We start from the raw sequence: 24664 nt of genomic DNA, 5'->3' as shown, positions 1-24664 counted from the left end.
TAGATATTAAGGGATTCGGGCGAGTACATCCTTGTAGCCGTACGCTTGAATCCGAAGCGATTTTCCTTTGCTTGATATGGATCCGCCTGCTTGAAACATGTTGCCTACTGCGAGTTAAGACGTCCCATCTGTCTTGAACTGTTGAGCGTGTTGAAGCCATGCCTGTTCCGAGGAGCGGATACGCAAACAGTCTCCTTTATATGATGGTAGAAACGAGTTATTTGAAAACAAAAACCTAAAAAACAATTCCCTTCATTTTGAAAAAGTTTCCTTTTATACGTGTTATGATGGTAAAAAAAGAAAAAATGGGGTATTGGATGAAACATTTAATCAGAGGGACGCTTCTCACGACGGCGCTCATCATGGCGGCGACGTCTGTCGGGGCCGAGGCCAGCGCGCGTCCCTTCTTCACAGAAGTCGCGAAAGACACGACCGTCTATCGGCTCATGCCGGATAAGTCGATGAAGCCGATCGCATTGCTCACTCCGAACAAGCGCTATGACGTCGTCGGCGTCTCGGGCGGGTACTATCAAGTCGAGGTCAATGGACGCCGTACATACGGATTGAAACGGGACATCCCGCTCAAGACGGGACTCCTCACGCAGGCGGTCGTCGCTGACAGTCAGTACGACCGTCTGCTCCACAACTATACGGCGCGCTCGGTGAAGCGCGAAGTGCCATACTATTATGGTTTTTTGACCGAGGCGCAGGCGGTATCGCAAGCGGACTCGGCGCTCAAAGGCAGTTGGCGTCTCGGTGCGGCACCGGGTCGACAAGCCGTCCCGGACATCGCGACGTTTAACTGGGAGCAGGACATTAAAGTCGGCGACTCGACGTCGTTCATGTTCCAAGCCCAATATTGGATGGTCTTGAATCAAGTGACGATGGCATACCATTACACGAAAGACACGAAGTATTTGGCATATGGGAAACAGCTCGTCGAGGGCTGGGTCAAACAGTACCCGACGAGTGACTATAAGCGTTATCCGAACGCCTATCATCAGCAAGGGACGGCCATCCGGACGTTCCACTTGATCAACTTTTGGAATCAATTTAAAAAGTCGCGTCTGAACAACGACCCGGCGTTCAGCGCGCTCGTGTTGCGCACGGTCGAAGGTCACGGTGACATCCTATCGACGCCGTCATTTTATCGACCGCGCCATAATCACGGCATCTTCCAAGACATGGCGCTTACCGATATCGCCGAGACGTTCCCGGAACTCGAACGGTCATCGGAGTGGCGCGACCTCGCCGCGTTGCGTCTGACCGAGCAGCTCGACCACTCGTTGAGCCCGGACAACGTCCATCTCGAGCATTCGCCGGGCTATCAAGTGTACACGTATGAGATGCTGTACCGCTTCAATCGCTGGATCGAGGCGAACGCCTTCACGACGTCACCACGGCTTGAAGCCGTCCGACAGATGCCTGAGACGCTGACTCATCTCGTCAAGCCGAACCGGACGTTGCCGCTGTTTGGGGACACGACAGGCGAGCCGCGGACGATGTCGATGATATCGACGCTGCGCAATTATCCGCATCTCATGTATGCGGTCAGTGGCGGGAAGGAAGGGGAACGTCCGCTCGAACGGACGAAACAGCTCCATACCCAATACGCGATTCTACGTGAACATTGGGGTGAGAAGGAGCCGTTCGCTGATGCCATCTCCCTCATGATGACGGCCGGCTTCCATAATACGGCGCACAAGCATCAAGACGATTTGAGCATCGACTTGTACGGCTACGGCCGTGACTTCATCGTCGAGACGGGACGCTTCGGGTACACGACGCTTCCGCAGAGAAATACAGCGGTGCACGTCAACGCCCATAACACGGTGAACACTGGCACCCGGCAATTGACGCTTCATCCGAGTACGATCGGTAAGAGCGGGATCGTATCGGTCGAGGAGACGGAAGGGTTACAACGAGCACTTGGATACAGCGAGTTGATTGGGCAGGACATGCACCATACGCGCAGTATCGCCCATGATCAAGCGGGCACGGTTATTGTCGCCGATACGATTCGGTCGGATTCGCGTGCCTCGTTCACCCAACGTTTCCACCTCGGTGTCGGGTTAGAACCGGTCGCGGAACAAACTGGTGAGATGACGTTCCGCGACAAAGAGGGACGCACTCTCCAAGTCGTTCAGCTTCCGGTCGCGTCGTCTGGTGCCATGAAACGAGAGTCGAGCTTTATCGCCTACCGTGACTTCGAGTGGGTGCCGCGTCACCAAGTCGTCTCGACGAAAACGGGTGCAGGGGCATCGTTCGTCACGTTGTTCCACATGTCGAAATCGGGGACGAACGTTACGTTCTCGAACGTGGTTGAGAATGATGCGAGTTATGTTATCACGTATTCTCTTTCGGACGGACGCTCGCGGACGATTGAGATGCCGAAGGGTGAAGGACCGGTGTTGGAGCTTGAGGAAGTTGAAATATCAGAATGAGCGAGAGGATGCCAATCGGCGTCCTTTTTTTCAAAAAATAAAAGAAATAACGAAATATTTACAGAAAAGTAATTGTGTTATTCTGTGAGATTGCGTATCTTTAAAAGTGAAGTCTGTACGTATTTTGTAATCGCTTCCATTGGCTTGAGGTCAGACATCTGGCAGTGGCGACGAAATGGCGGTTATGACTTCGGTTCGGTCGACTTATACATAATAGAGGAGGAACAGTGCATGTTGAATTCGAAGACACGCAAGTTTTATCAAGGGATGCTCGCGGCGACGCTCACGGCATCGGTGATCGCCCCAGCGGTCGTGACAGAGGCAGCCCCGGCGAAACAAACGATCAAGTTGAAGGCGGCTTTCGTTGAGAACGGGGATCTTGACGCAGCGCTCGACAAGACATACCAAGGCAACAAGATCTATTGGTACAAATCGACAGTCAACATGGACAAGCTCGGTACATATCAAACGGTAAAAGGCTACATCAAATGGAAGAACCAACACTTTGAGAAGAAAGTGCGCGTCATCAACTATCCGAAAGCGATCATCGCACCGAAGGGTGAGTGGACGTTCAAGCACGGCGAGAAGTTGACTGGGCAATTGAACACACTCCAAATCCAATTCGTCGACCGCGTTCTACGCCAACCGGTGAAGTGGACGAACTTATCGACTGACAAGATCGGGAAGTTCACGGCGACGGCGTCGTACACGCACAAAGGCCGCACGGTGACGCTCGACGTTCCTTACGAAGTAAAAGGGTACGAGTTGTCGGTCATGCATACGAACGACACGCATGCCGCCCTCAAGTACGCTCCGAACCGAGCAACGGCAATCAAACAAGTGCGTGCTGAAAACCCGAACGCACTTTTGATCGACGCTGGGGACGTCTTCTCAGGATCGCTTTACTTCAACGAATTTAAAGGTCAAGCTGACCTTAAACTCATGAACTACATGAAATACGACTTGATGGTACCAGGTAACCACGAGTTCGATCTCGGCACAGACGAAGGTCATAAAGAGCTTTCTACCTTCGTCCGCTACGCGAACTTCCCGTTCGTCAGCTCGAACGTCGACTACTCGGGCGACCAATACATGAAAAACTTGTACCGTGACGAAACGACAGAGAAGGCATACAACGGCCGCCTTTACGAAGGTGTCATCAAAGTCGTCGACGGTAAGAAAGTCGGATTCTTCGGTTTGACGACAGAAGAAACGGCAGATATCGCAAGTCCAGGTCCAATTCAGTTCCAAGACTATATCGAAGAAGCGAACAAAGCCGTCAAGGCGTTTGAAGACATGGGCGTCAACCAAATCGTCGCCGTCTCACACCTTGGATATAACGATAACCCGAACGTCGATAACGACTTGCTCCTAGCTGAAAATGTTGACGGAATCGATGTGATCATCGGTGGTCACACGCACTCACGCCTCAATGCACCGGTTGTTATTTCGGAAGGCAAGACCGAGCCGACGGTCATCGTCCAAGCGTTCCAATACAGTGAGTTCCTTGGAACACTCGATGTCGAGTTCGACAAAGACGGAAAAATCGTCAGCCACGCTGGGAAGTTGATTGACGTGAAAGTGCTTGAGCCAGATGCACGTGCGGTCGCACTTCTCGCTCCGTTCAAAGAAGATGTCGACAAAATCAGTCTCGATCCAATCGGCGTGACGCTCAATGCTGAATTGACAAACCCACGTGACGAAGGAGATATCTCGGCACCAAGCGTACGCAAACAAGAAACGGCGCTCGGAAACTTGATTGCTGACGGTATGCTCGCGAAAGCGAAAGAATATGATGCTAGTATCATCGCGGCCGTGCAAAACGCTGGTGGTATCCGTAGCAACATCGAAGCAGGTCCAGTGACGACAGGGGAAGTTATCAATGTCCTTCCATTCGGTAACACGCTCGCGGTCATGGAACTCAGTGGAGCAGAACTCCTCGCAGCGCTCGAGCGCAGTGTGAGTGTTTACCCTCGTGAGAGCGGCGGTTTCCTCCAAGTGTCAGGACTCAAAGTCGAATTTGACAGCTCGAAACCAGCGAACGAGCGCATCGTCAGCGTGACGTATAACAACGGCACAACAGACGTTGCCATCGAAGCGGGCGGCACGTATAAAATCGCAACGAACTTCTATACGGCGCAAGGCGGCGACAACTATGTTGAGTTTGAGGCAGCGTTCAAAGCCGGACGCGTCACAGACCTCGGTCTCAGCGACTGGGAGAACTTGCGCGACCATATGCTCAGCCTCGGTGAAATTACACCAACTGTTGAAGACCGTATCAAAGACGTCAAACAGTGATTTTACAAGGACATCCTCCGGGGTGTCCTTTTTTTGTCTCCGTTTTGTCAAACAGATGATTTTGCCTTTTGAATTGAGCGTTTGCTATAATCAATAGGTGTCGAAACGAGATGTTTCAAATAACAGGGCATCGGCTAAAGAGAAAACGATGCCATTATGAATTTGGAGGAACCCCCCATGAGTTGGAAACGAAAAGTGAAGCGTGGTGTCTATTTAGGCATGCAACGCGGCAAACGAATCGGCCGTCGGTTGATGAAAGGAACGAAGACGCAAGTGCAAACGAGACAGTTCGTCGAAATCGTCCCGTCTTGGCACGCTCGGACGTCTGCGAACTATGAAGTTGACGGTGCGGCGCTCGTTTCTACGATGGCTGAAAAGCAATTTTTATCATACGGTGAGCGCGCCTCGTCGTTTCGGACGGTACCTGGTGCGAATTCGTTTCAGCTCAACCCGTCAATCCGTGAGTTTGACGCGAGTTTAAACGTTGAGAAGAGCGGTGACATCGAAGTCACATTGCTCGTCATGATTTATAGCGATGAAGAACGAAAGCGTGTCGTTCGCGTCGGAGACGGTGTTCGCACGACGGTCTCGCTTTTAGACGGCGAAACGAAAACGCGCTTTGTGATTCAAACGCAAGGGAAAGGCCGAGTTTTAATTCAATCACTGCTGATTGACGGACAGCCGCTTTGGAACGTCGAAGGCATGAGCAGTGCGGTGGCAGACGCCGACTTTGACGCGATGATTCCTTTAGATGTGGATTCGCTCGAACTCATCTCGCCGCTTAGCCGAATCGTTGAGATCGATGGCGGACTCATTCGTGTCAGCGGGCAAGGGAACCAATACGAGCACTACGGTGTGCTCGAGACAGCGCTCCCTCACGTCGACACCGAACGCGGTATCGATTTTTCGCTCGCCGATATGGACGATTACGTCTATCGTTTCTATTTAAAAGGAGAAGCCGAAGAGCTGGCGAAAGCGACGTTGTTCGTCGCGACGTATGCCCACGGTGAGCGCGACCAGCTCATCGAGGTCCCGCTCGGCTTCAGTAACGTCTTGAGTCTTACACCGAGCCATGATTCGGTTCGCTATTTCGTCCGTTTCCACGGCAACGGTACACTCTCAGACTTGAAGCTCGGCGTCATCCGTGAGAACAGTGTACGCCGTACCGAGACGTTCGACCTTGACCCGACGTTCTGGACGATCCCGACACCGGAATCAATCAAGTTAAAACAAGATCCGTCTGGTCTCCGTCTCGTGCTCGATGTCGAGCCGGACGTGCGCCGCTACGTGTCGTATATGGAGACGAACAACCGTTTCACGGTCCTTCCGAAAGAGAAACCGTATACGGTCCGACCGAACCATCGTTACCGTGTGACGGTCGACGGTGAGCTCGATGCGAACACCGGTGTCGTCCTCTACATCATCTCGTATTCGTTGACTGAGCGGTTGTCGATGCAGCAAGTACAGCTCGGCAGCGAGAAGATTTTCGAGTTCGGGAAAGACGTGCGCTACCTGCGCTTCGCGCTCCGCGTCGACGGGACTGGCGAAACGCTCGTCACGAACATCCGCGTCACCGAAGAAATCATCACGGACCGGACGCAAGTGCCGGAGTGGATCGACCCACGCGAGGCCCGTCTGTTTGAAGCGAAACCACGCGAGCTTCACGAGATGAAAGTCGCAGCCATCTTTGATGAGTTCACGACCGCCTCGTATCGCCCTGAATGTGAACTGATCACGTTCTCGCCGGACGATTGGCCGGCTGTTCTCGCCGACCGTCAACCGGACTTCCTCATGGTCGAATCGGCCTGGAAAGGGAACGACAAGACGTGGGAGAAGAAAATCGTCAAATACGGCACGAACACGTGGGAAGAGCTCGACGCGCTCCTCGACTGGTGTCGCGTCAACAACGTGCCGACCGTGTTTTGGAATAAAGAAGACCCGATTCACTATGACCGCTTCATCGAGACGGCGAAACGGTTCGACTTTGTCTACACGACGGATGCGAACATTCTCGATAACTATAAAGAAGACTGCGGACATGACCGGGTCGGTGCTTTGCCGTTCGCGGCGCAGCCGAAAGAGCATAATCCGATCCGTCTGCCGGGCACACGCGAACCGTACGCCTCGTTCGCCGGTTCGTATTACGCAAACCGTCACGAATCGCGCCGTATCGATATGGATCGTTTGTTCGCGGCGGCTGATAAATACGGCCTCGTCATCTATGACCGAAACTATGAAATGAACCAACGCGGTGAGACGGATCAACTCCAATTCCCGGAGCAGTTCCGTAAATCCATCCGCGGCAGCTTGAAGTACAACCAAATCGCTAAAGCGTATAAAGGCTTCAAAGTCATGCTGAACGTCAACTCGGTGAACGATTCACCGACGATGTTCTCACGCCGCGTGTTCGAAGGGCTCGCTTGTGCGACGCCGGTCGTCAGTACGCGCTCTGTCGGCGTCAAGCAGATGCTCGGGGATTACGTCTTCCTAGACGAAGGCGACGAGATGCTCGAAGAGACGTTCCGCAAACTGCTCACGGACGACAGCTTCTATGAAGACGTCGCCATGGGCGGCATGCGACACGTGCTCAAGTACCACACGTACACACAACGTCTCGCCCAAGTCGTCGGCAATATCGGTCTGCCTTATCGTGTCGATCACCCGGAAGTCGCGCTCGTCGCGTTCGTCCGCTCAACCGACGAGATGGACCGCGCCGTCGAGAAGTTCCGCGCGCAAGACTATGAGCATAAACACCTCGTCGTCTTCCTCGACAAGTTCGAGGGGCATCTTGACTTGTATGAAGCTTACAACACCGAGGACATCTCGACGTTCATGCTCAGTTACTTGACGCAATATAACGCCTTGTCTGAGATTCTTGAAGGCTTCGACTGGATGGCGTTCATCCGTCCGAGTGACTATTACGGACCGGCGTACGTGTCTGACTACATGCTCGCGACGCGTTACGCGGACTCGAACATCTTGACGAAAGAAGATTACTTCGTCTGGAAAGACGGGCTCGAGAAGATTGACTCGGACGGCACGTACCGCTACGTCTTCGACGCGACCCCGTCGCGCTCGATCATGAAGCCGGATGTGCTCCGCTTCTACAGCGTCCTTGAAGCGCTCGATGTCTTAAAACAAGACGAGACGCTCAAAGAGCTCGCTCAGTCCGGAGAACGGATTTTCAGTACAGACCCGTATCAATACGTGAAAGCAGGGAGCGATATGCCAAAAGCGGTCGCTCAGGAGGTACAATTATGACGACACCACTTCGCGTCCTCGTCTACGGGGATGTCAATTTAAATTTGATCGACGGGTCGGCCATTTGGCTGACGTCCGTCGTCTCGATGTTGAACCAAGACCCATCGATTCAAGTCGACGTGCTGCTGAAGCGCTCGATCACAAAACCGGAAGTGACGGCCGGCATCCGTGAGTTGCCGAACGTCCGCTTCATCGATGTGTTCGCCAAAGATTCAGGCAGACAAGACGCGCCGTACTACGAGCGCGGGGTACTCCAAGCCGACGAAGCGGCCGGGCTGATTGACGAGTTGATGACGACGGGCGGCTACGACATGTCATTCATCCGTGGCTTCCAGCTGGCCTACGACTTGTCACAGTATGAACGGACGATGGCGAAGACGTGGACATATATCACCGACTTCACACACGACCATACGCAGGCGTCGGCAGAAGAACTCGCCCGCTTGCAGCAGATCGCGTCGCGTTCGGCGCGCATGCTCTGTCAGACCGAGGCGATGAAGACGTATTTCGAATCGTTCCTGCCGACGGACCGGCCGTTCCTCATCTTGAACCCGATGATCCCGAACGTGAAAGACGAGACGCCGACGTTCACGAAACCGAACGATCGCCTCGTCTATACGGGCAAGTTCGCCCCGCTATGGTATTCGACGGAGATTCTCGACGCGTTCGCGAAGCTTCGGGCCGACTACCCGGCCGAACTCCACGTCGCCGGCGACAAGTTCAATCAAGACCCGAACAACCCGAACTTTAAACGAGACGTACTCGCCCGCTTGAAGGCGGATGACGGCGTCCATTGGTTGAAAGGGATTCCACGCGCCGATGTCGAGACGTTGATCGACTCGAGTGCGATCGGTGTGTCGTGGCGTCATCCGGAGCTCGACGCGAGTCTTGAACTGTCGACGAAACTGCTCGAGTACGGATCGCTCGGAAAACCGGTGCTGTTGAACCGTAACCCGATGCACGAACTCATCCTCGGTGCGGACTATCCGCTATTCGTCAATTCGGAAGACGAGTTCATCGAGAAGGCGAAGCTCGCGCTCACAGATGAACGTGTCTATCGTGATGCGGCGAGTCGCCTCTATGAGATGGCGCAGTATTATACGTTCACGAACACGTATAAACGTCTCCACGATGAACTGTGGGGGATGAAGAAGATCAACTTGCTCTTCGCCGGACACGATTTCAAATTCCTGCGTCTGTTCATGGACTACTTCGAGCGCCATCCGCGCTTCAACGTCTTGATTGACGAGTGGGAAGGTCACAAAATCCATGACGTGAATCACAGTAAGGCGTGCCTAGACCAGGCCGATGTCATCTTCTGTGAGTGGGGTCTCGGTAACGCGGTCTGGTATTCGCACCATAAAAAGCCACACCAGACGATGATCGTGCGCATCCACCGTCAAGAGAAAGAGACGCCGTTCCCGCGGGAGTACAACCTTCACAACATCGACCGGATCATCCTCGTGTCGCCGTATATGCTCGAAGAGATGTACCGCTTGTTCCGGATCCCGCGTCATAAGATGACGATGATTTACAACGCGGTCGATGGGACGCGTCTCATCCAACCGAAACAGCTGGACGAGTTGACGTTCCACCTCGGTATGATCGGGGTCAATCCGAAGTTGAAACGACTTGATCTCGCGCTCGACATGCTCGAGACGCTCCGCAAGGAAGACACGCGCTACAAGCTGTTCATCAAAGGGCATCATCCGAACGAGATTTACTGGATCAACAAACGGGAAGACGAGCGCGCCTATTATGATCGTCTGCTCGAACGACTCGAGGAACCGACGTTCAAGGACAGTGTCGTCTTCGACGGTCACGGTGATGATGTTCCGGAATGGCTGACGAAAATCGGCTTCATCTTATCGACGAGTGACCTTGAGAGCTTCCATCTTGCGCCAGCAGAGGCGATGACGTCGGGAACGTTCCCGATCATCCGCCATTGGACGGGGAGCGAGACGATTTATCCGGACGAGGTGCTGATGGAAAATGTGCTAGACGGCGTCGACATCATCCGATCGTTCCGGGATGATGCAGCCAAGCTACTCGCAGCGACACAAGACTATATGGCTTACGCACATCATCATTTCGCCATCGAGACGCTCGCACCGAAGCTTGAACAGCTCCTTTTGATAGAATTGAATCGGAAACACTAAAAGCAAGCCCGGTCATCCCGGGTTTGCTTGTTTTGAAATTATTTTGAGGAGATACGCTATGAGCCATTTTATATATGAATCGACTGGTCAGACGCTTGATTTCGAGCGCCGCGACGGTCTGACACACATCGTCTCGGAGACGCCGCTCGACGTTCGTCTCGGTATGTACGATCAGTCACGAGACGAACCGAACGGGATGAACATCTCGTTCACGTTAGACGAACAGTTCAGCGTCGCCGTCCCGTTCAATAACTTGATCCCGGTCTACTATTCAGAAAGTCCGGTCGTCGTCGGGACGTCACTTGAAGAAGTGGCACAGCTAGCCGGGAAAACGGCCGTTCGCGCAGAGGCTGTCTCTCAGATGCGCCTCATTGGGCATGTGTTTGGGGACGGGACTCGCTTCGAAGGGGTCAAACGTCTCGGAGCGGGCGAACGATTGACGGTGCGTGACGGAGCGATATTGATCGACACGTGGGACGAACTTCCGCAAAGTACGCCACAACTCCGCGACGATTTTGTCGACTCGTGGATGACGGCGCTTCGAAACGCGGTCAACGTACCGATGCAAGCCGTCAATATCCCGTTCGCTGGGTCAGCGCTCGACGTGTTGCTCACAAAACTTTATCTCGAAGCCGGAAAAAACGTGACGCTGCACGTACCTGACATGGGAGGGAACGAGGCGCGTGTCGCACGCGACTTGTTCGACGACATCGAGCTCGCCGAGACGGCTGCCGCCGAGGCGACATTCGCGTTGTCGCTCTCTAAACGGATCTCTGCTTCCTATGAGGCGACAGACGGCAACTTGACTGCCTATGAGAGCATCCCGACCGGTAGAGCCGTCGACCTTGACTATGTCGAGGTTGGGAAACACGGGACGGATTGGTTGTACGGGAAACACGTGTTTTTGAAAGACAACATGGATGAGCACGAAGCGAAGCAACAATTATCACGTAAAGCGATTCGTGCATTCGAAGGATTTGGTGAAGCGGAACGCGAACAAGTTGAAGGTATGCTCGACCGCCTATTCGACGCAGAACCGGAACGCGATTGGAACGGCCGGCTCGAAGCGGTCTGGTTCCATTTGAAAATCGAACATTTCCATGCTTACGCACGGCGTGGGTTCATGGGTGAGATGACGCTGTTGCAACCGCTCTTCGATCGCGACGTCTTGCGTCACATCCTCGAAGCGCCATACGAACTGCGCCGCCAAGGTCATCTCGTCAAAGTTGCGCTCGAGGAGCTATTTGGTACGAAGCCGCTCCACTTCGTCAAGGAGACGTTCGCTTGGAGTGACGCACCGCTGCTGCCGACGGTCGTACCGACGCCGCTCAACTGGCGGCTCATGCTTGAGGCGACCGCATCCACTCAAGTGAAGCGAATGAATGAATTGCTTGGTGTCGAATCAGGCGTGACTGAGGCTTTCCAACCGAGCGAGACGCCAGACCATGGCTACGTCTCACTTTGGAACGACTGGACGGCTAAAAACTGGTCGGTCCGCCTGTCTGGTTCGGAAATCGAACCGGAGACGGTCGAGTTGATGATTCCGGAGGCGCACAAGCCGCGCAGCGTCACGATCAAGCCGTTCATCTATCACTACTTCATCCCGTTCAACGCCGAACTGTTCAACATGCGTGAAGAAGGGTTTGCCACCCATATCGAAGTCAAACCGCTCGGCGGGGAGAACGGTTACGTACAATTGTTCAACCAGAGCTTCAGTGCGCCGCCATCGACAGAGTTCCAAAAAAATGCGACACTCGGTAGCGCCCCTTATATAAACATCGAAGGAACGATCGAACTCGTGTCTGACGAGACGACACCGATCGAACTATACGTCATGCAATACGACGCGAAAAAGAATTTGAAGAAGACGGCGTTCAGCCATGAACTCCGTCCCGGCGTGAACACGCTCCGCCACCGTTTGCCGAAAGAAGTCGAGGCCAAGTTCGTCAAGTTAGCGATTAAATTCCAAAACAATCAACACACCGTCCAAGTGAGGATGGGGTCGTGGGTCATAGAAAGCTGAGGAAATCGTCATGGACCGTCAACAAGTTGAATATGTAGAACGTGAGAACGCATTTTTGCGGGAACAGTTACATGCACTGACAGACCAAATCGAAACGGTGAAGCAAGACGTGCTTGAAGAAGGCGCGAAGCATATTCGCGGCAAAGAGAACACCGTCCAAAAAATGAAAGAGCTTGAACGAGAAATCCGCCAAGCGAAAGCAAATACGGACAAGTGGAAACAAGAAGCGATGAAGGAAAAGCAGCGAGTCGAAGAGTTGACTAGTCAAGTGGAGCGTTTGCAAGATGTGGTCAATCGGGCGAAATCAATCCCGTTCGCGGGTAAACTCGTCACGAAACTCGAGCAGGAATGTAAGCCATCATGAGTCACTACGATGAGCTGTTAGCTGAAATCGTAGCCGAGAAGAAAGCGTGGAACCGATTCGTCGATCGAACGTTCGAATCGGTCAAACTTCCGCCATGGTTTGACGATCCGGTCGAACGGGGAATCAGTGTCATCGTGGCCTCTCATGACTCGGAAGAGCTGCTCGCGACATGTCTCGCCTCGCTCGAGGCCCAGACGCTTGACGCCTCGCTCATCGAATGGGTGCTCGTCTTCAATGGAGACAAGAACGAAACGTTGCTTGAGGCGAGTCGGCAGTTTGGCCGTGACGTGACCGTGCATCGTCTGCTTGAAGACGAAGCGAACGTGAGCATCGCCCGAAATCGAGGACTCGAGACGGTGACGCGTCAATACGTGACGTTCTTGGACGAGGACGACACGTTCAGCCCGACCTACTTGGAACGACTATTAAACGAGGCGTTGCCGGACCGGGTCGTCATCGCCGATATTCAAGACTTCGATCCCGAGGGCAACGTACTCGTCTCGCCGCTCCATCGTGAGTTTGAGCGACTCGCCGGAGGTAACTGGTCGTACGAACAAATGGCACAGCTGTTGACGCTGAACGCCTGCAAACTCATCCCAGCGGTGTATGCGAAACAAGTCCGTTACGAACCGTCGCTTCGCAGCGGAGAAGACGTCGTGTATTTCTCGACGCTCTTCTCGACCTATCAACCGGCCGTCACGCTGCTGCCGAGCGGCACGGACGCCGTCTATTTCCGCCAAGTGAGAGACAATTCAGTATCTCGGCAGGCAGTGAGCCGTGAGTTCTCGATTCGACAACGCCTCGCCGTCATCAAGTCGCTTAGCGATTTGCTTATGAACGCGAATGACGCGTCGCGCCATTTCATCGAGCGCAAGATTGATGCCCAAACATCGATGATGAGCCTGTACTTCAAAGATCATCCTGAGGAGCGCGGGGCCATTCATCAACTTGTCGTCGAGAGCGACCTGCCGTACTTCTCATACAGCATCTTGAACCAACACGCGGCAACGGTTGGACTAGTTCTCGGGGAAAAGCTCGAGAACGTCGAACGACTCGTCTCGGAATATCCGAAAGACACGATTCTCCGTGTTTACTTGCTTAGTCCGTTCACTCGAGGTAAGCTTGCCGAAGCTGTCAGTCCGGAAGTATTCCGTCGTCTGACGTTCGCTAACATGGCTTCGGTGTCGAATTGGTCATTGTTGCCTGAAGTTTGTTATAGTTTAGGGGATGTGCGGGCGGCTTCCTTGAGCACAGAATTTGTGCTTAGTACGACCGTGCGAGCGGTTCCGTCGTCGTAATCCCGTTTTGTCATTAAAATGTAATTGCTTATCAATTCACATCAGGAGTATAATGGGTTTGATTTTTGATGAATTCTTAAATAAAGTGAAATGTTAAGCAATATTCAGTGACCAGTGTCACTAACATCTATGGAGGTAAGCTCAACTATGAAAGTATGTACAATCGGATTAGGATATATTGGACTCCCAACGTCTGCAGTCTTCGCACAATACGGTGTCGATGTACTCGGCGTAGACATCCATCAGTCAGTCGTCGATAAATTGAATCGTGGTGAAATCCACATCGAAGAACCGGGCCTCGGAGACGTCGTCAAAGAAGTCGTCGCCAAAGGCAAGTTCCGTGCCTCGCTCGAGCCAGAGAAAGCAGATGCATTCATCATCGCCGTTCCAACACCGAACAACGATGACGAGCATAAGTCTTGTGACCTCACATACGTGTTGGATGCAACACGTAAAGTATTGCCATATGTTGAAAAAGGCAACGTCATCATCGTCGAGTCGACAATCGCGCCGCGTACGATGGATGATTTCGTGAAACCAATTGTCGAAGAAGCAGGCTTCATCGTCGGTGAAGACATCTTCCTCGTGCACTGCCCAGAACGTGTCCTCCCAGGACAAATTCTGCATGAACTCGTTTACAACAACCGTATCGTCGGCGGCATCACGCCAGAATGCGCTGAAGCCGGTGCTAAAGTATATGGTACGTTCGTAAAAGGTGAAATTATCAAGACGGACGCGAAGACGGCTGAAATGTCGAAGTTGATGGAAAACACGTTCCGTGACGTCAACATCGCACTCGCGAACGAACTTGCGAAAGTGTGTAACGCCCTCGACATCAACGTCCTCGACGTGATCGAAATGGCGAACAAACACCCGCGTGTGAATCTTCACAGCCCAGGACCAGGTGTCGGTGGACACTGTCTCGCGGTCGACCCGTACTTCATCGTCGCGAAACAACCAGAGCTCGCGAAAATCATCAAGTTGTCACGTGACACGAACGTCTCGATGCCGGCATACGTCGTCGAAAACGTTCAAAAACTTGTGTCAGGTCAAACAGACGCAAAAATCGCCGCGTTCGGCGTAACGTATAAAGGGAACGTTGATGACATGCGTGAAAGCCCAGCTGTTGAGATCATCGAATTGATGCTCGAGCAAGGCATGAACGTCGCCGTCCACGATCCACACGTTGAAGTCTCATCGTCGAAACACTTCGATCTCGTCTCGAAAGAAGAAGCGATCAAAGATGCGGACATCGTTCTCGTCCTCGTTGACCATAACGAGTTCAAAGCGCTCGACTTCAACGAGTTGAACGCAGCGATGCGTCGCCCGATGATCTTTGATACACGTAATATCGTGAAGGCTGATGACAGCGACCTCGCGGTTGTAAACTACGGAAACTTGTACGAATACGTCAACGGAAAAGTAACGTTGGCTTAACCTGTGTGTCGACTATGATCAAAGCCTCGAAGCAAGTATTCATCGAACTATGGGAGAGTCTCTATTTAATTGTGAGACTCTCTCTATATGAAACGAAAAGTCGCTATTCGATGCAGTACTTCGGATACTTGTGGGAAATCTTGACGCCAATCATTCAAATCAGCATCTATTGGCTCGTCTTCGGGTTCGGTCTTCGTGCGGGTCGAGACGTTGGTGATGTCCCGTTCCTTCCATGGCTCGTCTCCGGAATTGTGCCATGGTTCTTCTTTGGACCGGCCATCGTCAGTGGTTCTCGATCCGTTTTTTCGAAGATTGCACTCGTCTCAAAGATGAGCTTCCCGATCAGCACAATCCCGGCGTACGTCATCTTGTCGGAACTATACCGACACGTAGCGATGGTCGTGATCGCGTTCATCTTGATGATGGCGTTTGGCATCAGTGAAGGCTGGAACATCCTGTTCTTGCCGTACCTGCTTCTCAGTGCGCTCGCGTTCCTTTATGCGTTCTCACTTTTGACGTCGGCACTGGCCACGATTATCCGCGACTTTCAAAATTTGCTGTCACAAATTATTCGGATGATGCTTTATTTACTACCTATCTTTTGGCAACCGACCGGAACGCTCGAAACGATTCTCATGATCAACCCGCTCTACTACTTGGTGGAAGGGTACCGATCGATGTTCCTCGGAACGGATTGGCTCATGCAAAATCTTAGCTACGGCCTCTACTTCTGGGGCTTCACGCTCGTGACGTTCTTAATCGGTTCGGCGATCCACGTTCGTTTCCGTCGCTACTTCATTGACTATATTTAAGGAGCGGTGACGTATGAGCTACCAAGTAAAGTTTGAAAACGTATCAAAACGGTACACGTTGTACCGGAAACAAAGTGATAAGCTGAAAGAAGTGTTGTTCAACCGGGCGAACGGTAAGCAGTTTTATGCGCTCCGTAACGTCACGTTCGAAGTCCCGCCTGGGGAAGTCGTCGGGATTCTCGGGATTAACGGTTCGGGGAAATCGACGATGTCGAATCTTCTGTCGGACGTCATCCCGCCGACGCACGGCAAGATCGAGCTGCGCGGAAAACCGTCGCTCATCGCCATCTCGTCTGGGCTGAACGGAAACTTGACCGGGATGGAGAACATCGAACTGAAATGCCTCATGCTCGGCATGGACAAGCATCAAATCAGAGCGATCACCCCGGAAATTATCGAGTTTGCCGATATTGGCGACTTTATCGATCAACCGGTCAAGACGTACTCGAGCGGAATGAAGGCACGACTTGGCTTCGCCATCTCGATCAATATCAACCCTGACATCCTCGTCATCGATGAGGCGCTCTCGGTCGGAGACCAAACGTTCACCGACCGCTGTCTCGTCAAGATGAACGAGTTCAAAGACGAAGGAAAGACCATCTTCTTTATCAGTCACTCGGTGTCACAAGTTCGGCAGTTTTGTACGCAGGCGATCTGGCTTGAATACGGTGAGATCCGTGAGTACGGACTCGTCGACGATGTGGCCGACGAGTACATGAAGTTTTTGAAATGGTTCCGTACGCTTGATTCGAAGCGTCAATCGGAGTTCAAACAGCAAAAAATGGAGCAACGCACAACGATCGTCGACCAGCACGATATCGGTGAGACGATCATTTTGCCGCGTCACCCCCGAAAAGGAGAATCACTATGATTAAAGTTATGACCGTGTTCGGCACGCGTCCCGAAGCCATCAAAATGGCTCCACTCGTTTTGGAGCTCAAAAACCGTGAAGGGATCGAACCGATCGTCGTCGTCACAGCCCAACATCGGGAGATGCTCGACCAAGTCTTGCAATTGTTCAAAATCACACCAGACTATGACCTAGACGTCATGAAGAAGAATCAAACGCTCTTCGACGTGACGACACGCGTCCTTCACGGACTCGATGAAGTCATGAAGGAAGCGAAACCGGACATCGTCCTCGTCCATGGGGACACGACGACGACGTTCGCGGCGTCACTCGCGGCGTTCTACAACCAGATTGCCATCGGTCATGTCGAGGCAGGGCTACGCACGTACAACAAGTACTCGCCATATCCGGAAGAGATGAACCGTCAATTGACTGGTGTCATGGCTGATCTACACTTCGCACCGACTGAGACGTCAGCTGAGAACTTGCTTCGTGAGAACAAGACAGAAGCAGACATCTTTGTCACAGGCAACACGGCAATCGATGCGTTGAAGACGACCGTTCAAGACGGGTACGACAATGAACTGTTGAACTCGATCACATCACAAGGCAAGCGCCTCGTCTTGTTGACGGCACATCGTCGGGAGAACCTCGGTGAACCGATGCGCAATATGTTCCGTGCTGTCCGTCGCTTGATTGAAAAATATGATGATATCGAAGTCGTCTATCCGGTCCATATGAACCCGATCGTTCGGGAACTGGCCGGTGAGATTTTAAACAATCTCGACCGCGTCCACTTGATCGAGCCGCTCGACGTGTTCGATTTCCATAACTTCGCATCACGCTCACACTTGATCTTGACAGATTCAGGTGGCGTACAAGAAGAAGCACCATCACTCGGCGTACCGGTCCTTGTCCTTCGTGACACGACGGAACGTCCAGAAGGTGTCGCAGCCGGAACGCTCAAACTCGCAGGCGTTGAAGAAGAAGTCATCTTCAGCCTCGCTGACGAGCTCTTGTCTGACGCGGCGGCGCACCAAAACATGGCGAAAGCGTCTAACCCATACGGGGACGGGGAGGCGTCACGCCGCATCGTCGACGCAATCGTCGAACGCTTCACGCGTTGATGGGTTTAGGCTGTCCCTCGGGGCAGCCTTTTATTTTTTATGAGAAAGGAGGGAACTCATGCTCTTCAGTTCGACGATTTTTTTATTCTGGTTTTTACCGATTGTTCTTATTCTCTATTATGTCACACCGCGTTTTTTGAAGAACACGGTGCTCCTGATTGCCAGTCTATTGTTCTATGCATGGGGAGAACCGATCTATACGACGGTCATGCTCGCATCGATCGTCATGAACTATGCGTTCGGTCTGCTCGTCGACAACAACCGTGACGACAAGAAGAAGGCGAAATGGCTCGTCGGGGCGATGGTCGCTGGAAACGTGTTGCTGTTATCCGTCTTCAAATATACGAGTTTCATTATCGAGAACGTGAACGCCATCACGGGTCTCGAGCTGACCGATCCCAAAATCCCTCTACCAATCGGGGTGTCGTTCTTTACGTTCCAAGCGATGAGTTACGTCATCGATGTGTATCGAAAAGATGGGAAAGTCCAGCGCAATCCGCTCGACCTCGCGCTCTATATCTCGCTCTTCCCACAACTGATTGCCGGGCCGATCGTTCGCTATCAGACGGTCGCTGACGAGATCAATGATCGCCGTGAGACGATGGACGACTTTGCGAGCGGGGTGCAACGGTTTGTCATCGGTCTCGCTAAGAAAATGCTCCTCGCCAACAACGCCGGCTACGTGGCCGACCAAATTTTCTCGCAAGACGCCGGGGAGATGTCGATGGGCCTCGCTTGGATCGGGATTATCGCGTACTCGCTTCAGATTTATTTTGATTTCTCTGGATATTCCGACATGGCGATCGGGCTAGGACGGATGTTTGGTTTCCATTTCCTTGAGAACTTCAATTATCCGTACATTTCAAAGTCGGTGTCTGAATTTTGGCGCCGCTGGCATATCTCGCTCGGTAGTTGGTTCCGTGACTATGTCTATATCCCGCTTGGTGGGAACCGTGGCAGTGCGTGGAAGCTCTATCGTAACCTCGCCGTCGTCTGGATTCTGACCGGGGTTTGGCACGGTGCGAGTTGGACATTTATCGCCTGGGGTGCTTACTATGGAATCTTTATCATGCTTGAGCGGGCGTTCCTCGGGGCGTGGCTCAAAGCACTCCCGGCACCGCTCGCCCATGCGTTCACGTTGTTCGTCGTCATCATCGGTTGGGTGTTCTTCCGAGCGGATGACTTCCCGTACGCCATCTCGTACTTGGCGGCCATGTTCAACTTGAATGGAGCGGCGGTATGGGATAGTGAGGCGATGTTCTACTTCGTCCAATACGGGGTCATCTTGCTGATTGCGATGATTGCCGCGACACCGATTCCGAAATTGTTCGGGGAGAAGGTGCTCCGTCTCGAACAGGAGAGCAAGAAACTATGGGTCAACTACATGGCCGGTTTCATGCGCCTCGGTTTCATGGCGACAATCTTCATCTTCGCCGTGTCGTACATTATCGCGAGCAGTTTCAACCCATTCATTTATTTCCGGTTCTAAAACATAGGCAGACAAGAAAGAGAGGCAGGTCATCTTAGGATGATCTGCCTCTCTTTGTATTCAGTCATTCAATTTTTCGTGGTAGAGCGGGATGAACTCACCGAGGTTGACGTTATGGATGAACAAGACGACGTCGATGTCGTTATCCTTCACGTACGTTTCAATCGATGACTCATCGAAATGGCGGATGTCGATGACCGACAGATGACCGAAATGTTCCGGCAACAACGTCAGCATCGGATTGGCGTACGAGTCTTTCAAGATGAGTGTGCGCGTGTCATTCTTCGGTGCCTCTTGGTCCATCGTGATGACTGGCCAGTTGCGATGGAGGAAGAGCGAATACATCTCCGTGTACGTCTCTTCCGACTTGAGCGGTTTTTTGTTGATCAAGTTGCCGTTACAGTTCTCGGAACGGTTGTAACAGACGTTGTTCGGCGTGAATCCTGCTTTCGGTTCCATCCATTCGAACGTATCGCCGCTCTTGACGTATTGAAGCGTCGTGCTACGAGCGTATGAACCATAGTATGGACGCTCGTGCGTCTTCGTCCGGAGTTCGCCGGGTTTGAGTGGATCACTGACTTCGGGATGTTTGGCAGCAATCTGCTTCACCGTTTGGACGTAAGCCAGATAAGCGCCGTTTATATTCCAGTGGTAGTCGGTCTTATAAAAGACGTCACTCAATTTGTCTGCCGTGTTCAGTGGCTTCCGGTAATCCATGACCGTCATTCCCTCGACCGTAGCCAAGCTGTCACGCGTTTCTTTGAAGATTGCTGGTGCCTCGTTGCCCATATAGTCAGGCATGTTCGGTTCGACTTCGACCATCGAAGCTTTGTTCGGGGCAAGCCCGAAGTAGACGTCGACGCCAGACGACTGCATCGACGTCGTGAACACCGACAGATCATCGAGGAGCATGTTCGTGTCGATCGTCTCTTTCATGGGAGACTCCATCGTCCCGTCAGCCGAAACATAAATCCCATTCTTTACGGTCTGCCGGAACAAGTCTTTCGATAAAAACGCATGTAGGCTGATCCAGCTGTCACGATTAAAGACGTGATCGGTGACATACGTCTCGACGCTCTTCATATAAGCGCCGGACATGACATTCTCGAACGTGAGGTCGGCGGTCGCTTTGGCGAGTTGTCGATTCTCCATGGCGGAGACTTCGCGTTTTTCAGAAGTGAGCGTTACGTAAGCACCGCCTATAAGAAAGGCTAAGAAGCCGATGATTAACAAACTGTGGAATACTCGTTTTGTAACGATATGTCGCGTCTCGTGCCGCTGCCGTGTGCTCCGAGGCGTAGGATTCAAGTTTTGCATTGTTGCGACTCCTTCAAATTCAAATTAATCCGATACTCATTCTACCATATATTTGCTTTACCTACTGTAACAAAAACGTATCAGTCAATCGAAGAAGCCGTTGATGCTATACTTGAAATCAAGGCAGGTGACCCCTATGCGACGACATCAAGCGGACGGTACGTACCGATACGTCCTCATCTTAGGGGCGAAAGTGAACGGGACGGCACCGTCACGGGCGCTCCGAAACCGAATAGACGTGGCGGCTACATATGCGCACCAATATCCGCACGTCAAACTAATCGCCTCCGGCGGGCAAGGTCCGGACGAAGGGATGGCCGAGGGGCGCGTCATTGCCCGGGAATTGATCGACCGCGGCGTCGCCCCGGGACGCATTCACGTCGAAGCCGATTCGACGTCGACGTACGAGAACTTTTTATTCAGCCGCGACGTGTGGGCAGGCGAGACGGGACTGACGGTCGTGACGAACGACTTCCATGTGCGCCGGGCCCGGCTCGTCGGGCGGCTCTACTTCGGGCTCGAGACGGACGCGCTCTATGCCCCGACGCCGGCTGCGGCGAAAGCGAAGTATGTCATCCGTGAACAGTTCGCCTATATCAAGCTGTTGCTCAACTATATGCGCTGGAAGTGGCGCCCATGAAAACAAGGACTTAGCGGTTGCTAAGTCCTTGTTCGTCGTGACAGCCGATCTCTTCAGATAACAACTTCCCGAACGCCTCGGCGCCATCGATGTTCAAATGGACACCGTCACTTTCAAAGTAGTCGGCTTTACCGGCGGACGCTTCATGCCAGTCGATGAGCGTGACGAAGTCGTGCTGCTCGCTCGCGCGCTTGAGCTTTTCGTTCACTTCGCGTTCCCACGGGCGCGGGACATGCGTATTGATGACGTACACGTGATCGGCTGATTCAAACATACCGATCAACGTGTCGAGCTGTTCCATCTTGAAAGCTCCGTTCGTCCCGAGATGGAGGAAGACGACGTGGCCGGGGGCATCAAAGTCACGATAGCCCGCGGCGATATCTTGCGCGTCACGGACTTGGCGGCCGACTTCGGCGTCGATTGTCATGTTCGGGAACGCGGTACCGAGATACTCGTTCAAGCCGAGCAAGACCGAGTCGCCGATGGCAAGGGCGGGCGGACATGACTCGACCGGGCGCTCGGTCGTCGCTTCTTTTGGCTTCGGCTTAGGTGCTTTGACGACCGGGAGCTCGTGTTGCCGGTCCGAGTTATCCGTGAACGCGAGGATCGTCAAATTCCCGACGAGGACGAATGACAAGACCGTCGCGATTGTGATCGCGAACAGTCGAGCCGGTTTGATGTTACGAGCCGGGATCAGGTTGCGGATGACATGGCAGAACCCGTTGCGGCGAATCGGCGTCTCGACGTAGCGGTAAGACGCTTCGGCGATGAGCAGTGTGAGCATGACTTGACCGAGCGCAAGAAGGGGATTGAACGAACCGATCCGCTCAAGCGGGGTCGTCAAGATGATGACCGGGTAGTGCCATAAATAGATGCCGTACGTCCGTGTCCCGATCAATCGAAGCCAAGCGCTTCCAAACAGACGGGACCAGAGCGTCGACGGATGGGCCGTCGCGGCGATCAACACACCTGACGCCACGGCGACGAGCAAGAAACCTCCATAATAGAGGAACGTATCATAAGCGTTCGCTGTCATCATGACCGTGACGAGCGTTATGAGCGCTCCGGCACCACCGACGTTCAAAATACGAAGGCCTAGCGCTGGCATCTCGCGCTTGAACGCATCCGGACGCCAACCGAACGCGAGCAACGCCCCGATGAGGAGCGCGAACAGGCGCGTGTCGGTACCGTAATAGACACGGCTCGGGTCGGTCCCGGGTGTGAAGCTGATCGCCATCCAAACGGTGGAGGCGAGTAAGACGATGCCAGTGAGCTGGAGGAAACGCTTCTTCACGGTCAGCCCAAAGATCAACAGCAGCGGCCAGACCAGGTAGAACTGCTCCTCGATCGAGAGCGACCACAGGTTTTGGAGTGGTGACGGCTTGCCAAAACTCTCAAAGTACGAGACGTCGTGGAAGATATACCACCAGTTGTTCACGTAGGCTAGCGCGGCTAGTGTGTCTTGGCGCACCGTATCAAGCAGTCCGCGCTCGAACAACGTGACGTACGCCATGACTACCGAGAGCATAAAGACGAGCGCCGGCAACAGGCGCCGGAACCGGGCGACATAGAACCGTTTCAAATTGATCCGTCCGTGTTTTGCTTGCTCGCGAAGCAATATGCCGGTGATCAAATAACCGGACAGGACGAAGAATAAGTCGACGCCGAGGAAGCCGCCGGGTATGTATGGTGCGTTCAAATGAAAGAGTATGACTGCAAAAACGGCGAACGTGCGCAGGCCGTCGAGACCCGGCATATACGTTGCTTTATGGTGTAAGGGCTGCATGACCCCACTTCCTTTCTCAAATCCAAGCGGAACGTTTCCCTCATTTGTAAAGGGACCTATACTCCAGTATAGCGAGCACTGGACTTGAAAAAGTTTCAAATGATTAACATTTTAGCTTCCGAAGTGGAGAATAACAGGGAACGAAAAAAGGGACACGAAGTCCCTAGTCCCGTTACAACATTCCGATAATCGTCCCGCCGATGACGCCAGCGATGACGAGTGCCCAAGGCGGCAGTTTCCAATAGGCGATCATGACGAACAAGAGGGCGGCGAAGACAAAGTCGACGGCGCCGTTCACCGTGCTCGTGAAGATCGGCTGATAGAACGCGGCGATCAAAATCCCGACGACGGCCGCATTGACACCGATCAACGCACCGGCCACTTTCGGATTGCGCCGGAGTGCATCCCAAAACGGCAACGCCCCGAGGATGAGCAGGAACGCCGGCAAGAAGATGGCGAACGTCGCGAGCAGTCCTCCCGGGACACCGTTGATGACGGTCCCGAGGTACGACGCGAACGTGAACAGCGGACCTGGTACGGCTTGGGCCGCCCCGTAGCCGGCGAGGAATGCCTCTTCGCTCAAGAATCCGGCCGGTACGAGCTCGCGCTCGAGGAGCGGCAAGACGACGTGACCACCACCGAAGACGAGGGCACCGGCCCGGTAAAAGCTGTCGAACATGGCGAGCGACTGGCTTTCGATCGTCTCGCGCAAGAGTGGCAAGATGACGAGCAAGGCACCGAACAGACCGAGCAGCGTTGCCCCGAGCCGTTTCGAGAGCGGGAACGTCGCCGACTTGACGTCGAGGTGTTGCGGCTTGAACAGCAAGAACCCGGCGAGCGCGGCCAAGACGATGACGAGCACTTGGCTATACGTCGTCTGCCAGAGGAGCACACCGGCGAGCGCGAAGAAGGCGATGGTCCGCGTCTTAACGTCCGGTGTCAGCTTGCCGGCCATACCGAGAATGGCGTGGGCGACGATGGCGACGGCGACGACTTTCAAGCCGTACAGCCAGCCCGCGTCGGAGACGTCGAGTCCTGAGACTAAAAGGGCGAACAAGATGAGGGCGATGACGGACGGTGCCGTGAAGCCGATGAACGAGGTGATACCGCCGAGGATACCGCCACGGACGATGCCGATGCCGATCCCGACTTGACTGCTCGCAGGGCCAGGTAAGAACTGACAGAGGGCGACGAGGTCGGCATACGTTCGCTCGTCCATCCATTTCCGGCGCCTTACGTATTCCTCGTGGAAGTAGCCGAGGTGGGCGACCGGTCCGCCGAATGACGTCAAGCCGAGCCGGGTTGATACGAATAAAATCTCCAGTAACGTCTTGAACGTCACGCGTTGATTGGCCATTG

16 protein-coding genes are annotated in these 24664 nt (G+C 53.4%); 13 read left to right on the top strand and 3 right to left on the bottom strand.

The window, feature by feature from the left end:
* Window positions 1–317: 317 nt before the first annotated feature.
* From EVJ24_RS00740 to EVJ24_RS00685, 12 genes are all read left to right on the top strand, one after another.
* Window positions 318–2444 carry a heparinase II/III family protein gene (locus EVJ24_RS00740; protein WP_161568717.1) on the top strand — a complete coding sequence of 709 codons (2127 nt, stop codon included), beginning with the start codon at window positions 318–320 and terminating at the stop codon, window positions 2442–2444.
* Between the two features lie 231 nt (window positions 2445–2675).
* Entirely contained in the window at window positions 2676–4742 is a 2067-nt protein-coding gene (locus tag EVJ24_RS00735) for a bifunctional metallophosphatase/5'-nucleotidase (protein WP_131438871.1), read from the top strand.
* 177 nt (window positions 4743–4919) lie between these two features.
* Window positions 4920–8003 (top strand): CgeB family protein, encoded by a 3084-nt coding sequence (locus EVJ24_RS00730; protein WP_131438870.1) that lies wholly within the window; start codon window positions 4920–4922, stop codon window positions 8001–8003.
* Window positions 8000–10162, top strand: coding sequence for a glycosyltransferase (locus tag EVJ24_RS00725; protein ID WP_131438868.1), 2163 nt, complete (start codon window positions 8000–8002; stop codon window positions 10160–10162). The genes EVJ24_RS00730 and EVJ24_RS00725 overlap by 4 nt, the downstream gene beginning before the upstream one ends.
* A 58-nt stretch (window positions 10163–10220) precedes the next feature.
* On the top strand, window positions 10221–12185 hold the full coding sequence (locus tag EVJ24_RS00720) for a hypothetical protein (RefSeq protein ID WP_131438866.1): 1965 nt from the start codon (window positions 10221–10223) through the stop codon (window positions 12183–12185).
* A gap of 10 nt (window positions 12186–12195) precedes the next feature.
* Window positions 12196–12549 carry a hypothetical protein gene (locus EVJ24_RS00715; RefSeq protein WP_131438864.1) on the top strand — a complete coding sequence of 118 codons (354 nt, stop codon included), beginning with the start codon at window positions 12196–12198 and terminating at the stop codon, window positions 12547–12549.
* Complete coding sequence (locus EVJ24_RS00710; RefSeq protein ID WP_131438862.1) at window positions 12546–13847, top strand: glycosyltransferase; 1302 nt, start codon at window positions 12546–12548, stop codon at window positions 13845–13847. Before EVJ24_RS00715 ends, EVJ24_RS00710 begins: the two co-directional genes overlap by 4 nt.
* 147 nt (window positions 13848–13994) lie before the next feature.
* The gene (locus EVJ24_RS00705) at window positions 13995–15284 is read left to right on the top strand and encodes a nucleotide sugar dehydrogenase (RefSeq protein ID WP_131438861.1); all 1290 of its coding nucleotides are present in this window, start codon (window positions 13995–13997) and stop codon (window positions 15282–15284) included.
* 14 nt (window positions 15285–15298) lie between these two features.
* Entirely contained in the window at window positions 15299–16096 is a 798-nt protein-coding gene (locus EVJ24_RS00700) for an ABC transporter permease (RefSeq protein ID WP_070328534.1), read from the top strand.
* A gap of 13 nt (window positions 16097–16109) precedes the next feature.
* A complete protein-coding gene (tagH, locus tag EVJ24_RS00695; RefSeq protein ID WP_131438859.1) occupies window positions 16110–16967 on the top strand; it encodes a teichoic acids export ABC transporter ATP-binding subunit TagH in 858 nt (285 codons plus the stop codon).
* Window positions 16964–18073: a non-hydrolyzing UDP-N-acetylglucosamine 2-epimerase gene (gene wecB, locus EVJ24_RS00690; protein ID WP_131438857.1), complete on the top strand. Its 1110-nt coding sequence runs from the start codon at window positions 16964–16966 to the stop codon at window positions 18071–18073. Before tagH ends, wecB begins: the two co-directional genes overlap by 4 nt.
* A gap of 58 nt (window positions 18074–18131) precedes the next feature.
* On the top strand, window positions 18132–19562 hold the full coding sequence (locus tag EVJ24_RS00685) for an MBOAT family O-acyltransferase (RefSeq protein WP_131438855.1): 1431 nt from the start codon (window positions 18132–18134) through the stop codon (window positions 19560–19562).
* 60 nt (window positions 19563–19622) lie between these two features.
* Here EVJ24_RS00685 and EVJ24_RS00680 read toward each other — a convergent pair whose 3' ends face one another.
* The gene (locus EVJ24_RS00680; RefSeq protein ID WP_131438854.1) at window positions 19623–20879 is read right to left on the bottom strand and encodes a DHHW family protein; all 1257 of its coding nucleotides are present in this window, start codon (window positions 20877–20879) and stop codon (window positions 19623–19625) included.
* A 136-nt stretch (window positions 20880–21015) separates the two neighbouring features.
* Between EVJ24_RS00680 and EVJ24_RS00675 the strand changes: the two genes are divergently transcribed.
* Window positions 21016–21519, top strand: a complete 504-nt coding sequence (locus EVJ24_RS00675) for a YdcF family protein (protein WP_131438852.1) — start codon at window positions 21016–21018, stop codon at window positions 21517–21519.
* Window positions 21520–21529: 10 nt separating this feature from the next.
* Here the strand turns inward: EVJ24_RS00675 and EVJ24_RS00670 are convergent, their stop codons facing one another.
* Together EVJ24_RS00670 and chrA are read right to left on the bottom strand one after the other, a co-directional pair.
* Window positions 21530–23305 (bottom strand): acyltransferase family protein, encoded by a 1776-nt coding sequence (locus EVJ24_RS00670; RefSeq protein ID WP_131438850.1) that lies wholly within the window; start codon window positions 23303–23305, stop codon window positions 21530–21532.
* Window positions 23306–23477: 172 nt separating this feature from the next.
* Window positions 23478–24662 carry a chromate efflux transporter gene (chrA, locus tag EVJ24_RS00665; protein ID WP_131438848.1) on the bottom strand — a complete coding sequence of 395 codons (1185 nt, stop codon included), beginning with the start codon at window positions 24660–24662 and terminating at the stop codon, window positions 23478–23480.
* Between the last annotated feature and the right edge of the window lie 2 nt (window positions 24663–24664).

Origin of the sequence: Exiguobacterium sp. SH1S21 (assembly GCF_004337175.1) — a bacterium.
Taxonomy (GTDB): domain Bacteria; phylum Bacillota; class Bacilli; order Exiguobacteriales; family Exiguobacteriaceae; genus Exiguobacterium; species Exiguobacterium aurantiacum_A.
The sequence above is the reverse complement of the archived record's forward strand: the minus strand, read 5'-3'. Positions and strand labels throughout refer to the sequence as shown.

Coding starts and splice junctions, on each gene's coding strand:
- EVJ24_RS00740 (WP_161568717.1), top strand. CDS start 318: ATGAAACATTTAATCAGAGGGACGCTTCTCACGACGGCGCTCATCATG.
- EVJ24_RS00730 (WP_131438870.1), top strand. CDS start 4,920: ATGAGTTGGAAACGAAAAGTGAAGCGTGGTGTCTATTTAGGCATGCAA.
- EVJ24_RS00725 (WP_131438868.1), top strand. CDS start 8,000: ATGACGACACCACTTCGCGTCCTCGTCTACGGGGATGTCAATTTAAAT.
- EVJ24_RS00680 (WP_131438854.1), bottom strand. CDS start 20,879: ATGCAAAACTTGAATCCTACGCCTCGGAGCACACGGCAGCGGCACGAG.
- EVJ24_RS00670 (WP_131438850.1), bottom strand. CDS start 23,305: ATGCAGCCCTTACACCATAAAGCAACGTATATGCCGGGTCTCGACGGC.
- chrA (WP_131438848.1), bottom strand. CDS start 24,662: ATGGCCAATCAACGCGTGACGTTCAAGACGTTACTGGAGATTTTATTC.
- EVJ24_RS00705 (WP_131438861.1), top strand. CDS start 13,995: ATGAAAGTATGTACAATCGGATTAGGATATATTGGACTCCCAACGTCT.
- tagH (WP_131438859.1), top strand. CDS start 16,110: ATGAGCTACCAAGTAAAGTTTGAAAACGTATCAAAACGGTACACGTTG.
- wecB (WP_131438857.1), top strand. CDS start 16,964: ATGATTAAAGTTATGACCGTGTTCGGCACGCGTCCCGAAGCCATCAAA.
- EVJ24_RS00735 (WP_131438871.1), top strand. CDS start 2,676: ATGTTGAATTCGAAGACACGCAAGTTTTATCAAGGGATGCTCGCGGCG.
- EVJ24_RS00675 (WP_131438852.1), top strand. CDS start 21,016: ATGCGACGACATCAAGCGGACGGTACGTACCGATACGTCCTCATCTTA.
- EVJ24_RS00685 (WP_131438855.1), top strand. CDS start 18,132: ATGCTCTTCAGTTCGACGATTTTTTTATTCTGGTTTTTACCGATTGTT.
- EVJ24_RS00715 (WP_131438864.1), top strand. CDS start 12,196: ATGGACCGTCAACAAGTTGAATATGTAGAACGTGAGAACGCATTTTTG.
- EVJ24_RS00710 (WP_131438862.1), top strand. CDS start 12,546: ATGAGTCACTACGATGAGCTGTTAGCTGAAATCGTAGCCGAGAAGAAA.
- EVJ24_RS00720 (WP_131438866.1), top strand. CDS start 10,221: ATGAGCCATTTTATATATGAATCGACTGGTCAGACGCTTGATTTCGAG.
- EVJ24_RS00700 (WP_070328534.1), top strand. CDS start 15,299: ATGATCAAAGCCTCGAAGCAAGTATTCATCGAACTATGGGAGAGTCTC.